Here is a 12,191-nt window from a genome sequence, read left to right on the forward strand (position 1 = left end):
GATTATTTTTCTAAAGGAGAAATTTCATGGATCAAAATTGTCATGTTGAACCCATTCAAAAAGCAGTCTTGGATAGCGTACTAAAAAATGCCGATACAACTCTGTTGGCAGTTTCCGGCATGGGCTGTGTCAACTGCGCCGCCCGAGTACGTAATGGACTCGTTTCACTTGATGGTGTTCACCACGCCGAGATTTATTTGGAGTCAGGGTTGGTGGAAGTGTATTTTGACGGAAGCAAGATCACTCAAGCAATGCTGGTCAATGCCGTTGCCGAAGCTGGCAATGACGGGCGGCATCATTATGAGGCTGTGGTTGTGGGCCAATCATTCCACATTGAATCTGCATGATATTGTCGTGTATTAAGTCGTCAGACTATTATGGGTATCCTCCGAATTCGGAGGATACCCATATGCTTAATAAGAGTAGAAAAATGCATAGCCCTGCTGCACCTGCCCAGCACCTGTTTTAGGGAACATCTCCTAATTGATGAAGCTGGGTTAATGCAGGCTCGAAACCGGGATGGTATTTGAGTGCTGTCCTAAGATCCATCCGGGCTCTGTCATTATCCCCCAATGCTTCAAGGGAACGGGCGCGCCAATAGTAACTTTCTTCGAGTACCGGTTCACTCATAGCCTTGAGAGTGGTGGTAGCAAGTTCCATCACATCCTGATAACGTCCTGTGTAAAAATATGCCGAGTATGGACCGGTCTGATACCACATCATACGCCAGGGTCTCTCCTGCTCTGGAATATCAGGATACATGGCAAATGCTTTGTCAAACGCCACGGCTGCACCGTCATAATCCCAGAGTTGAACCAGACTGCTGCCCAGATTGAACCATGCAAAAAATTGATCCCGTCCGGCTAATTGGACGACCTCTTCCTTTGCCACCTGTGCTGAGCTTTGGTTGTTGTATTCCACATCAAAATGGGGTCCCAAAATCACGACCACGTCTTTCTGCCGTTCAATCGGATAAATAACAAGATATGTGAAATTAAACGCCCGCCAATTGCTCTCCAAATCCTCATACTGAATAGACTGATCGGGACCATAATACGAATCCTGAACGATAAACCTGCCTTCGATTTCCTCGTAACCGGTCACGAGGACATAATGCCCCATCCAACCATCAAAACCGCGTCCCTCGAAGCCTTTCTCGATGATCACCGGCAATTTGGCAGCCAACAGACGTTTGAGTAGTTCGATGTCACCGCCTGTACGGTAAACAATTTCAAATCCTGTTTCCTCCAGAACATAATCCGACAGTTCATAAGGCATTACATTCTTGTCTCGCGAATTGGGTTTGGTGAAGGCGGCAATCGGTCGCTGATCACCGTCCCATCCCCAGTAAGTAAGCGCCATTGCCAAGGTAGCCGGGCCGCAGTTATTCCAGGTTTGATATTCATGCTGGGCACCATTGAGAATTATTTTTTCAGGTAAAGGTGTTGGCGACACTACGAGGGTTGGCGTCGTTGCTGGCATAAGTTGGGGTGCGGGAACTGTCCCAGTCGCGGTTGGGTGAGGAACTTCAGTTGTGGGGATCTGCTTTGGGACAAATAGCACCTTCTCCGGAGGAGATATTGCATACTTGATCTGTGCCCATGCTTCATTGACTCGCCATGCAACTTTTTCATGAACCACAGGAATGGAATAGATCAGGGGAATCACAACAATTGACCCCAGCAGAAAAAATATTGCGAGTTTGGTGTTTGTTATCTTCTTCATATGAATGTCTATTTGATCAAATTATTTTCCATGCAGGCACCATTTTGTACTCAGCTACACAGGTATTCCTGCTTATCCAAGGGTACACAGCTCAAATGAAAACTACCTGAAAAACAATATCCGCAAAATGGCGTATGCCCGGAATAGGCAAGATGTCTCTCTGCATTTAATGTCAAATCTTGTAGACTCCATCCTGCTGATTGAGATTGGCCCAGTCTTTGGTGTTTTTACTCAGTCAGTCAACTTAAATGGAAGAAGCACATGAAGAAATACAATTACCAAGGAGTGTCAACATGTCATTCAAAGATCCCGTCTGTGGAAAACGCGTCAATCGCGGCAAAGCCCATATCACCATCGAGTTCGAAGGTGTGAACTATTTTCTGTGCTGTCCGCAATGCCAGGCTCAGTTTGAACGTTCCCCAAAAACCTTTGCCAAGCCCGAATTGGGAGAGAAGGCAAGGAAAGTCCAGCACCATCCCGTAAAACAACACAATTAAAAGGAAACCTTTATGAGCGACAATTGTCACGTTGAACCGATCCAAAAGTCCGCGCTGGATCATGTCATCCAGTCTGCCAACCGAATCCTGCTGTCCGTTTCAGGGATGGGCTGTCCCAACTGTGCCACAAGGGTACGTAATGGACTTCTGTTACTGGATGGCGTCCATGACGCTGATGTGATGTTGAACATGCGCATGGCGGAAGTTTACTTCGATGAGAATATGGTCTCTGCCGAGATGCTGATCCAGGCGGTAATTGGAGCAGGGAACGATGGACGTCACAATTATCAAGCGCAAGTGATAGCATCGTAAATGACCTTTCGTCAGATGACATTCATCATAAGCCATTTGGCGTATATCCCCACCCGCCGTACTGCGCTGGAGATAACTTAATGGTCAGACTACTATTGGGTCATCCGAACACGGAGGACCCAATATGTTTTCAAAGACCAGAAAGTTCCTTTTCCTTCTCGTTATTTTGGCGCTGACCGCTACTGCGGTTTCTGCCTGCTCCACTTCCAACTCTGATGACGCGCATCTTGCCATGATGCCGCTCGACCAAATGCCAATGGAAGTTCAGTCCGCGCCTGTGGCGGTACAGGAGGCCTATCAGTTCAACACCGCCAACCCCGACATCATGAAAAATATTCCCTGCTACTGCGGATGCGGCGACATCGGTCACACCTCGAATTACGATTGCTACGTCTCGAACATCGATGACAAGAACAACATCACCTTCGACAACCATGCCCTCGGCTGTTCCATCTGCGTGGACATCACACAGGATGTGATGCGCATGTTACGGGACGGCAAAAGTCCGCAGGATGCCAGGGCTTACATCGACGCGACGTATTCCAAGTACGGACCCTCCAACATCCCCTAATCTCATGCGCTTTTATTTCTCTCTTCTCCTTCTCGTGATGGCTGGACTGGTGGTGGCGTTCGTGCCTCTGCCAGTTCCAGCCGTTGCGCCTCAGGAGCGGACCTTTGAGGTGGATGCGCGCCAATATGCCTATTCCCCCTCCGAACTGAAAGTCAACGCTGGCGACACCGTGACCATCCAACTGGTCAGCGCCGATGTCGTTCACGGACTCTACGTGGATGGCTACGATATTTCCGTCGAAGCCGATCCCGGTCAAACCGCAACCTTGACCTTTGTCGCGGACAAGTCCGGCTCCTTCCGCTTTCGATGCAACGTCACCTGCGGAGCCATGCACCCGTTCATGATCGGCAAGTTGACGGTCGGCTCGAACATCTGGCTGTATCGCTCGATCGGTTTGGCAATGTTGGCTGTGCTTGGCATAACTTTATCTCTAAAACAAAAAACATAATTCCATCATGGCAAAGATCGAACTTACCCGTATCCCCTTTATAAAGAACGCTCTCAAAAGCCGTTACCCGCAATTGGCAGTCTTTATCGTGATGCTGATCGGTTACATCTTTGCCATCCTTGCAGGACTCATCGGGACGCCTGTCGGGAGTCATAACTTTAGCATTGTCTTCGTGTGGATCGCATGGTGGGCGATCCTGATCCTTGTCGCCGTCCCATTCTTCGGGCGTGGATGGTGCGCAGTTTGCCCGATCCCACTTCCAGGCGAGTGGTTACAGCGCGGAGCAATCTTAAGTCCCCCCGATAAAAGACCGAAGTGGCTCAATCTGCGCGTGCCAAAGATGTTCCGCAATATCTGGCTGCAGAATATTTCATTTCTACTTCTTGCTCTCTTCAGCAGCGTGCTGCTGACAACCCCGAATATCACCGGCATCGTCCTAGCCGCCATGCTCTTTGCTGCCATTGGACTTAGCACAGTCTTTGAACGCCGTGCCTTTTGCCGCTATCTTTGCCCGGTTGGCGGATTTATCGGTCTGTATTCCCAAACCGCTCCCATCGAATTGCGCATCAAAGATAAGCAGGTCTGCGTTACTTGTGAAGGCAAGCCCTGCTATAACGGTTCGTCAGCAGGTTACGGCTGTCCGTGGGATGTCTTCCCTGGCGGCTTGACCAGGAATACCTATTGCGGCTTGTGCATGGAATGTATCCGCACCTGCCCGCACGATAATATCGCCATCAACCTGCGTCCCTTTTCCGCTGACCTTGCCAAACCTTCGGTACACATGGACGAAGCCTTAAAAGCCTTCATCATGCTAGGCTCGGCGATCATTTATGCAGGCGTTCTGCTCGGTCCGTGGGGCATGTTTAAGGACGCCGCCTACAATGTTGGCTCAAGTGCGTGGTTCGTATACGCCGTTGCATTTCTTGCGATCATCTTCGTTGTTTTGCCTGGGGTGTTCACGCTTGGTATTCTAAACACAAAGAATACGCTTCCACTTAAACAAAGATTTGCATCGCTCTCTACCGCCCTGATCCCATTGGGCTTGATGTTCTGGGTGGCATTTAGTCTGTCCTTCGTTCTCACCAACGCCTCCTACATCATAGCTGCCCTCTCTGATCCGCTGGGGCTTGGCTGGAATATTTTTGGCACAGCCAATGCAGCATGGCAGCCGATGCTCACCTCCATTCTCGCGCCCGCACAAACATTAGCACTGATCGGCGGCTTGATCTGGTCTGCGCGCACCGCGCAAAAAGCCGCAGGTGAAGTAAAGGTTTCACCCTTTCCAGTGATCGTGTATTGTTTTATCGCCACCTCTCTCATGCTCTGGTTATTACTATGAAACGCTCTGAACTCATCTCCCGTTTCCTGATCGTCGCAGGAATTCTCCTTGCAGTTGGCGCTCCATTATTCCTGTGGGCGCGCACACCCTTAATCCATGCACGCATGGCGGAGGATGGCGGCTGGAATCCCGATGTTATTCAAGCAGAAGTTGGCAAGCCTCTTCATCTAAAGATCACTTCGGATGACGTTGTACATGGCTTTGCAGTCGGTCAGATGGAGATGCAAAGTGTGGACATCCTACCCGGCAAAGTCACCGACATCACACTGAACTTCGATAAGCCTGGGATCTATACCTTCTTCTGCACGCGCTGGTGCGGACTCAACCACTGGCGGATGCGCGGCACAATAGAAGTCAGTGGCGCTTCTACCGACCCCGAGCCTGCTACTGTTCCCCTCTACGTTTCCCTCAACCTCGACATTGACGCTCCGCACGACTCGCCCATTATTCCAAATGGAAGACCCTTGGCACTCAACGGTAAATTTCTCGCAACCAATTTTCCAATCTCCCAATCTCCCGATTACTATCGTTCCCACTCGCCCTACCAAGTCTTCACCGACTTATCCAACACATCCTTAACCGAGTCCCAAAAGTGGGATGCAGTTGCCTATCTTTGGCAATCGAATACCACACCCGAATCCCTTGCCAACGGAAAAGAACTCTACGCCCAAAACTGCGCGGCTTGTCACGGCGAAAACGGCGCAGGCGACGGCGTCTTTGCCGACGATCTTGCTGAGACGGGGGAAGCCTCGATGCAAACAATGGAAGGTGCAATGGACATGGTGATGCAGAACCCCGTGGATTTCACCGATCCGCGGCGAATGCTTGGCGCGAGCCCAGCATTATTGCAAGGGAAAATCTTGCGCGGTGGCATGGGAACAGGCATGCCCATGTGGGGCGTAATTTTTACTGAAGAACAAATCTGGGACCTGATTGCGTACATCTATTCGTTCCAGTTTGAATATCAAAAGTAAGGAGGCTCAATGAGCAAAAAAAATAAGAAGTATCAAAAGCAGAGAAAGAAGAATTTCCCTTGGTTGTTTGTCGCACTCGGTGGGATTCTTCTGGCAGCGGCGGCGTTTTTCTTTGCCAACCAAGGCGGTGGCAATGGAGGAGGGACGCCATCCATTGCGGTGGATCAGCAACTGATCGATTACGGCGATGTGAAGTTCAACGTCGAGAAGACTTTCGCCATCAAAGTCACCAATACGGGTGATGGCACACTGCGTTTCAAAGAAGACCCGTATATCGAAGTTCTGGAGGGGTGCTGACCTCCTCAACTGACCATCGGTTCGATGGTACTCAAACCCGGCGAAAGCACAATCGTTGAGTCTAGCGTCTTTATGATGCACGCAGGCATGGACGGTCCGCATAACTTTGCGGTGCATCTAAAAACAAATGATCCTGAAAATCCCGATATGATCGTGAACGTATTGTCGAATTGGATTCCATAAAATCCATAAAAATCAAAATAGCGGCGAGATTGCACAATCCCGCCGCTACCCTTATTTTGCGATGGATAATGTGAAGTTGAATACGCTTCCCAGCCCTTCACCTGCCGACTCTACCCAGATACGTCCGCCGTGCGCCTCGACGAGGGCGCGCGCGATCGTCAAGCCGATGCCGCTTCCACCACCTGTCTGACGTGAACGGGATTTGTCCACGCGATAGAAGCGGTCGAAGATGTGCGAGAGGTGTTCGGGTGGAATTCCAATACCCGTGTCACGAATGGAAAATTGGAGCTCATGACTGATTCTCCTTGCGGAAATGGTAACTCTGCCGCCTTCTGACGTATATTGTAAAGCGTTGCCTGTTAGGTTGGTCAACACTTGCACAGCGCGATCTTCGTCAGCCAGGACATGTGGAAGGTCAGGCAGCAGTTCAAAGTCAAGTGTGATGCGTTTTGATTCCGCGTGAGGGGAAAGGCGCTTGGTCACCGTTCGTACCAGCGTGGAAGCATCCAATGGGCGAATATCCAGTTGATAGGCGCGGGCTTCAACACGGCTGAGTTCCTGCAGATCGTTTACGAGGCGATTAAGCCGCTCTGCTTCTGCATGGACTTGTCGAAATGTCTCGTCGGTAGGGGGCAGGATGCCGTCCATCAATCCTTCCATCGAACCCATGATGGCGGTGAGCGGCGTGCGCAATTCGTGGCTGACATCACCGATCAGTCGGCGACGCATGGTTTCAACCTCATTTAGCTTTTCAGCCATCTGATTGAAATACACTGCAAGTTGTGCGAGTTCGTCATTGCCATTGACTTGCACGCGCTCGTCATATTGCCCGTCGGCAATTCGTTGTGTGGCAAGCGACATGGCATGGACGGGAGCGATCACACTGCGACTGAAGAATAAACTGAGAATGGATGCGGCGAGCATGGCTGCCAGCGTTGCATACATCAGGGCTTCGTTGAAACTGGCGCGGAAATCCACATACAGTTGTCCCATCGAATTGTTCATACCCATCCCCATTCCCATACCGCCATCCATCATTCCATTCATGTGGCGGTTAAAGGAGGTCGGCAGGATGAATTGACTAGCGATCACTAATACCAACACCCCGACCACGATGATTACAAGATAGGACAGTAACAGCCTTGCGCCCAAGCGACGTCGGAAATAATCAATCATCATTCCTCACTTACAACGGTTCATCTTCAAATCTATAACCGACGCCGCGCACCGTCGCGATTAGATCTTCACGTCCCAACTTCTGACGGACATGTCCGAGATGCACATCCACGACGCGCATTTCGCCAAAGTATTCGCCGCCCCATACTTTCTCCAGCAATTGCTCACGTGTGAGTACCCTGCCGCGGTTTTCAGCCAGCGTTTTCAACAAATCGAATTCAATGGCGGTCAATTCAATCTCTTGATCATCGACCTTAACGATGCGTGCGCCAACATCCATATGTAAATGACGAAAGGACAGCACGCTCGTTTCGAGCCCTGAACCTGATCCCGTTTGAATGCGCCTGACCGCGGCTTTGACTCGTGCCACCAATTCGCGCGGGCTGAAAGGTTTGGTCACATAATCATCTGCGCCAACGGAAAGACCAACAACCTTGTCGGTCTCTTCGGTTTTCGCGGTCAACAGGATTACATACACTTCTGATTCGCGCCGCAAGCGTGAGAGCAGTTCAATTCCATCCATGCCAGGAAGCATGATATCCAGGACGATGAGATCGGGCTTGAAAGCGCGGGCAGACTTAAGACCCGACGGACCATCCGTCGCGGTGAAAATCTCATAGCCTTCGGGCTTGAGGTAGGCGGTAACAAGATTGACGATGGAAGGCTCGTCGTCGATGACCAGGATTTTTGTCATGTGCTACTCTTATAGTTGGATAATTGGTTGAGGAGTTTGCCAGTATTGTAACTTCACCTGCATAAATTAAGATGCGCCGAATGGCTTATCTCGGCGCATCTTATAGTTTGAGTCCGAGTCTTACTCGGTTTCCTCGATGAAGGTTCCATGCCAGGTGTGCAGGAAGATTTGTCCACTGTAGCCATTGACACTCAACATGCCAATGATCTTGCCATCCTTCTCGAAATCAAGAGTGTAATAACCATAGAACTGTGCAGGATCAGTCGCGGCGGTTGCACCCGCATAATTTGTATCAAGATATTGCTGGGCGTATTGAACAGCCTGTTCGGGAGTGACTGTCAGTTCAGCAGTGACATCTAGTGGGGTGGCGCTGTCCCAACCATTCATCATTCCATTATTGCCGCCCATCATGCCCATCATTCCACCGTTGACGCCCATCATGTATTGGTGATTGAGTCCGCTGTATTTCAGGTTCCACATCATGTTTGGACCATGTTCAGGGTAGACAATCTGCGAAGTGGGGTCTACAAGCAACTCGAAGGCGCCGATCCCCGTGCTGATTTCCTTGACGATCACATAGCCGTTGTTATCGAAGATCATGATCTCGGCAACCTCCAGATCGGAATTATCCAGATTCGCCATATATTTCTCAGCGGCGGCTTTCGTCTGGTCAATGGTGAGAGGAGTAACGTTGGTGGGATTGTAGCCGTATCCGCCCATCATGTTGGGTCCCATTCCAGTACTGCCATTCATCATTCCACCGTTGCCACCCATCATATTGGGTCCGCCACCATTCATCATGGAAGGTCCGTAGGCATTGTTATTGTTCCAACCGTAACCGCTCATCATGGACGGTCCAAAGGCGTTCGCGCGGGCATACATGCTCCCCGCGAAGAAGACGACTGCAGCCAGCGCAATGACTGCAATAACGGTCAGGGTCATGCTTAAAGTTTTGTTCATGGATAATCTCCTATTTTGGTGTTTCACACGGTTGTGTGTTGTTTTATGACACCAGTATAGGATTGGTGGTTGAAAAGGGTGTAAAGCGACTATAAAGATATGGTAAAGGTTATTCGAGCGGTCGGCAGGAAGCTAACCCAGGTGCAGTAACTAGGGCAACGCATACACCCATAAACGATCCATATGTAGTACATCCCGTCCAGTCAGCCCCTTCCATGCAAGTGGTAATTCCAGATCAAAAAGAAAACCGCCATTCAACACAGATACTTCCTTCACCGCGACGTTGCGCGGAAGGGTCAACAATGGATTTCCATCGGCAAATTTGGTTATCCGACTATGATTCTTATACACCAGCCTGCGTATTGCATCAGGAGATAATGGTGTCAGGATAATATTTTTTCCTGATTCGGAATAGGTGCATACCATCACTGCAGGACTTTCAAAGACTTCAACTAACTGAAGATCTCCTTCAAGGTTACATGTTTTTGAAATCACATTTTTGAACCAGCCCAACGGATGTTCAACCTTGACATCACGCGCCAATTTCTCTCTCTTGATCTGCAAATCATTTACAGCCCATAAAAAGACCTGTTCGCGCAAGTTGTCTAATGCCCGTCTTTGGCGTTCGTTTCCCATACTGATCAATGCGCCAAAGAAGATCACGGCGGATGCCACCACAATAGCAAGAAGTATTTCCATTTTTCTTTTCCTTTTCGTTATTTGTTATTAATAGATTCGTCTTCTGAGCGTTCAGACATGTTCCTGAACGTTTCACCCAATCTTTCCAGCGCTTTGGGGCGGGGGTCAACTACACTGGCAGACGCGATCACCATAAACAATCCCAACAAGCCAATGATCTGCCAAAGTGGCAGGAAGGACTGAGCAGGTTCAGTTATCTCCTCCGGCACAGGAGTGATCAATACCAAAGTCGATGTTGGCGGTATTTGTGTTGCCACCGCCGTTATCGAAGGCATCAAAGTGCTGGTCGCTGTTGGGAATGGAGTTAGTGTGGCGGTCGATGTTGCCACCTCGGGGATCACGATCCTACCCGTATCCTGTCCACATAATCCATTCACATCACAAGCTTCTGCCCGAACTGGGTATTCCCCAACTGGCGCCAACGTTCCATCCCCAAAGCGCCGATCCCATTTCACGACATAGGAATTCCTGCCGGGATCAAAATCCAACACCAACTCCTTCCAACGCTTTTGCGGATCACGGATGGTCACCTGGATGCTGGCAATCGGAAAGTGATTGGGGGAAACCTTCAGAGTTCCGTTCTCCCAAATCCACCACCGTTCTGTGATGGACACGGCGGGCGGGGCATTGTCCACAGTCAACGTAGTTGTGATCACATCGCCAACATTGCCGGCGCGATCCCTGCCGCGCATCTGGATGGTGTAGTCCCAATTTGGCACTTCGCCAGAATGCCAGTTGTAAGACCAGCCATCTCCTGCACTCATCGAGATTGCCTGCCAGGTGTTTCCTCCATCAACCGAAACTTCACCACCCTCTGGACCGGACATACCGTCCACTAGACTTCCACTGAAGGGCACATCACCCTGTACAACCTCTCCATTGGAATGGGAGGTGATTTGAGCGACCGGAGGAACCGTGTCTATGCGGATTACCTTGGATACCGTCACTTCATTTCCAGCCACATCCCTGGCATATATCAGGACAGCATGTGACCCATCTGTGAAGTGCATGGGTGGAGTGACCCAACTTGCTCCACCATCAGCGCTTGCCAGCAGGGATGAAAGTCCAGAGATCACGTCTGTTGCCGTAGCAGACAAGTCCACTTCCGAGATGTGCCAGCCATTCCTGCCTTCAACAGGCGGGAGACTGACTTCAAGATCAGGTGGCGTCCAATCCCGCTGCCAGGTGGACGAACCACTCGCAGCTCGCCCACTGGTGGATGTCACAGTGTAGTTGGCTGTACCAGTTCCTTCTGGTAAAGCCAAGTCACAGGAATCTCCACATGTAAACGGTACTCCGTTCAAATCACCGGCGATGGTCACATCAAACCCCTGCGGATCACCGGCAGAGAGTTCCAGAGTCTCATTCCCTCGGCACCAACCGGCATCACCCCACAGATCACAAACCACAACTCCTGTAATTTGTGGCGGCAGCGGTGTCGGTGTGGGCGATGGGGTATTGGTATAGGTCGCCGTGGGTGTATATGTCATGGTCGGCGTGAAGGTCAACGTCGGCGTCAGACTGGGTGTAAAGGTTGCTGTCGGTGTGCGAGTTATGGTCGGTGTGAACGTGGGTGTCCGCGACGGGGTGGGTGTGGCAGTGGACGGTGGACCGATGTATTCCACGTCGATGGAACGAAAATCCACATATCCACCTGATGCGGTTAAAGACCAGGAACGACAGCCAGCTGGAACAGCAATCGCCATACTCACAAACCCTGGGAGTCCAGAGCCTGTTTGCAAGTACCATGTATCCACAGAGGAACATGCCCGCAACACGGCATTGCCCACACTTGAGTCAGGCGTAAAGCCGACCATGATCTCGAAGTATGAAACATCGCGGTCAAAGGAGCCGCTGGCAACGCTACCATTGCCCAGCCGCGTGACCCACTCGGAACAATTGGAACCACAAAATGTGCCACCTTCCTCGGGTGGAAGTGAGGATCCATCGCGATGAGTAATGTACACGTACTGGGCAGAACCACTCCAGTCGATGTAGCCAGTATTGTGAGCCTGGTCATAAGTGCGTCCCTCCGGCAATGAATACGCCGCCAGAGGCGCTGCATGGGTGGACGCGGATGTCCACAAAAAGAGAATGGGAAGGAAGAGGATTATCCCAATCCATTGATAACGCTTCATAACTAACTCCTAATATTCCTGGAAATCCCGGATGCCGAGATGGAACAGGAAGAACAACAAAATCACCAACGCCAGAAGCACAAGACAGGCGATCATGAACACCTGGAGCGGAATCACAAGTCCCAGCAGATACCCACTAAAGATGCCGACACCCAGGCCGGCAAGGAAGCGCATCATC

At 50.6% G+C, this 12,191-nt stretch carries 15 protein-coding genes; 8 read left to right on the plus strand and 7 right to left on the minus strand.

Annotation, left to right across the window (positions count from 1 at the left end; all coding sequences use genetic code 11):
• Positions 1-26 precede the first annotated feature (26 nt).
• Positions 27-347, plus strand: a complete 321-nt coding sequence (locus tag QY332_21460) for a heavy-metal-associated domain-containing protein (protein WKZ36180.1) — start codon at positions 27-29, stop codon at positions 345-347.
• A gap of 118 nt (positions 348-465) precedes the next feature.
• Here QY332_21460 and QY332_21465 read toward each other — a convergent pair whose 3' ends face one another.
• Entirely contained in the window at positions 466-1,725 is a 1,260-nt protein-coding gene (locus QY332_21465) for a C39 family peptidase (GenBank protein ID WKZ36181.1), read from the minus strand.
• A 293-nt stretch (positions 1,726-2,018) separates the two neighbouring features.
• On the opposite strand from QY332_21465, the gene QY332_21470 reads away from it, so the two are divergent.
• The 7 genes from QY332_21470 (at position 2,019) to QY332_21500 (ending at position 6,163) form a co-directional block, all read left to right on the plus strand.
• The gene (locus QY332_21470; protein ID WKZ36182.1) at positions 2,019-2,222 is read left to right on the plus strand and encodes a YHS domain-containing protein; all 204 of its coding nucleotides are present in this window, start codon (positions 2,019-2,021) and stop codon (positions 2,220-2,222) included.
• Between the two features lie 12 nt (positions 2,223-2,234).
• Positions 2,235-2,534, plus strand: coding sequence for a heavy metal-associated domain-containing protein (locus tag QY332_21475; GenBank protein WKZ36183.1), 300 nt, complete (start codon positions 2,235-2,237; stop codon positions 2,532-2,534).
• A gap of 124 nt (positions 2,535-2,658) precedes the next feature.
• Positions 2,659-3,105, plus strand: coding sequence for a PCYCGC motif-containing (lipo)protein (locus tag QY332_21480; GenBank protein WKZ36184.1), 447 nt, complete (start codon positions 2,659-2,661; stop codon positions 3,103-3,105).
• 61 nt (positions 3,106-3,166) lie between these two features.
• Positions 3,167-3,553 carry a cupredoxin domain-containing protein gene (locus QY332_21485; GenBank protein WKZ36185.1) on the plus strand — a complete coding sequence of 129 codons (387 nt, stop codon included), beginning with the start codon at positions 3,167-3,169 and terminating at the stop codon, positions 3,551-3,553.
• Between the two features lie 7 nt (positions 3,554-3,560).
• Complete coding sequence (locus QY332_21490) at positions 3,561-4,892, plus strand: 4Fe-4S binding protein (protein ID WKZ36186.1); 1,332 nt, start codon at positions 3,561-3,563, stop codon at positions 4,890-4,892.
• A complete protein-coding gene (locus QY332_21495) occupies positions 4,889-5,866 on the plus strand; it encodes a c-type cytochrome (GenBank protein ID WKZ36187.1) in 978 nt (325 codons plus the stop codon). The genes QY332_21490 and QY332_21495 overlap by 4 nt, the downstream gene beginning before the upstream one ends.
• A 9-nt stretch (positions 5,867-5,875) precedes the next feature.
• A complete protein-coding gene (locus QY332_21500) occupies positions 5,876-6,163 on the plus strand; it encodes a hypothetical protein (protein ID WKZ36188.1) in 288 nt (95 codons plus the stop codon).
• Between the two features lie 234 nt (positions 6,164-6,397).
• Here the strand turns inward: QY332_21500 and QY332_21505 are convergent, their stop codons facing one another.
• The 6 genes from QY332_21505 to QY332_21530 form a co-directional block, all read right to left on the minus strand.
• Positions 6,398-7,525: an ATP-binding protein gene (locus QY332_21505; GenBank protein WKZ36189.1), complete on the minus strand. Its 1,128-nt coding sequence runs from the start codon at positions 7,523-7,525 to the stop codon at positions 6,398-6,400.
• A gap of 7 nt (positions 7,526-7,532) precedes the next feature.
• On the minus strand, positions 7,533-8,216 hold the full coding sequence (locus QY332_21510; protein WKZ36190.1) for a response regulator transcription factor: 684 nt from the start codon (positions 8,214-8,216) through the stop codon (positions 7,533-7,535).
• A 120-nt stretch (positions 8,217-8,336) separates the two neighbouring features.
• Positions 8,337-9,176, minus strand: coding sequence for a hypothetical protein (locus tag QY332_21515; protein ID WKZ36191.1), 840 nt, complete (start codon positions 9,174-9,176; stop codon positions 8,337-8,339).
• Positions 9,177-9,326: 150 nt separating this feature from the next.
• The gene (locus QY332_21520; protein ID WKZ36192.1) at positions 9,327-9,875 is read right to left on the minus strand and encodes a hypothetical protein; all 549 of its coding nucleotides are present in this window, start codon (positions 9,873-9,875) and stop codon (positions 9,327-9,329) included.
• A gap of 17 nt (positions 9,876-9,892) precedes the next feature.
• Entirely contained in the window at positions 9,893-12,013 is a 2,121-nt protein-coding gene (locus tag QY332_21525; protein ID WKZ36193.1) for an Ig-like domain-containing protein, read from the minus strand.
• 9 nt (positions 12,014-12,022) lie between these two features.
• Positions 12,023-12,190: a hypothetical protein gene (locus tag QY332_21530; protein WKZ36194.1), complete on the minus strand. Its 168-nt coding sequence runs from the start codon at positions 12,188-12,190 to the stop codon at positions 12,023-12,025.
• Between the last annotated feature and the right edge of the window lies 1 nt (position 12,191).

This window comes from Anaerolineales bacterium, assembly GCA_030583885.1.
GTDB lineage: Bacteria > Chloroflexota > Anaerolineae > Anaerolineales > Villigracilaceae > Villigracilis.

Coding starts and splice junctions, on each gene's coding strand:
- QY332_21505 (WKZ36189.1), bottom strand. CDS start 7,525: ATGATGATTGATTATTTCCGACGTCGCTTGGGCGCAAGGCTGTTACTG.
- QY332_21520 (WKZ36192.1), bottom strand. CDS start 9,875: ATGGAAATACTTCTTGCTATTGTGGTGGCATCCGCCGTGATCTTCTTT.
- QY332_21480 (WKZ36184.1), top strand. CDS start 2,659: ATGTTTTCAAAGACCAGAAAGTTCCTTTTCCTTCTCGTTATTTTGGCG.
- QY332_21490 (WKZ36186.1), top strand. CDS start 3,561: ATGGCAAAGATCGAACTTACCCGTATCCCCTTTATAAAGAACGCTCTC.
- QY332_21525 (WKZ36193.1), bottom strand. CDS start 12,013: ATGAAGCGTTATCAATGGATTGGGATAATCCTCTTCCTTCCCATTCTC.
- QY332_21470 (WKZ36182.1), top strand. CDS start 2,019: ATGTCATTCAAAGATCCCGTCTGTGGAAAACGCGTCAATCGCGGCAAA.
- QY332_21460 (WKZ36180.1), top strand. CDS start 27: ATGGATCAAAATTGTCATGTTGAACCCATTCAAAAAGCAGTCTTGGAT.
- QY332_21515 (WKZ36191.1), bottom strand. CDS start 9,176: ATGAACAAAACTTTAAGCATGACCCTGACCGTTATTGCAGTCATTGCG.
- QY332_21500 (WKZ36188.1), top strand. CDS start 5,876: ATGAGCAAAAAAAATAAGAAGTATCAAAAGCAGAGAAAGAAGAATTTC.
- QY332_21475 (WKZ36183.1), top strand. CDS start 2,235: ATGAGCGACAATTGTCACGTTGAACCGATCCAAAAGTCCGCGCTGGAT.
- QY332_21495 (WKZ36187.1), top strand. CDS start 4,889: ATGAAACGCTCTGAACTCATCTCCCGTTTCCTGATCGTCGCAGGAATT.
- QY332_21530 (WKZ36194.1), bottom strand. CDS start 12,190: ATGATGCGCTTCCTTGCCGGCCTGGGTGTCGGCATCTTTAGTGGGTAT.
- QY332_21465 (WKZ36181.1), bottom strand. CDS start 1,725: ATGAAGAAGATAACAAACACCAAACTCGCAATATTTTTTCTGCTGGGG.
- QY332_21510 (WKZ36190.1), bottom strand. CDS start 8,216: ATGACAAAAATCCTGGTCATCGACGACGAGCCTTCCATCGTCAATCTT.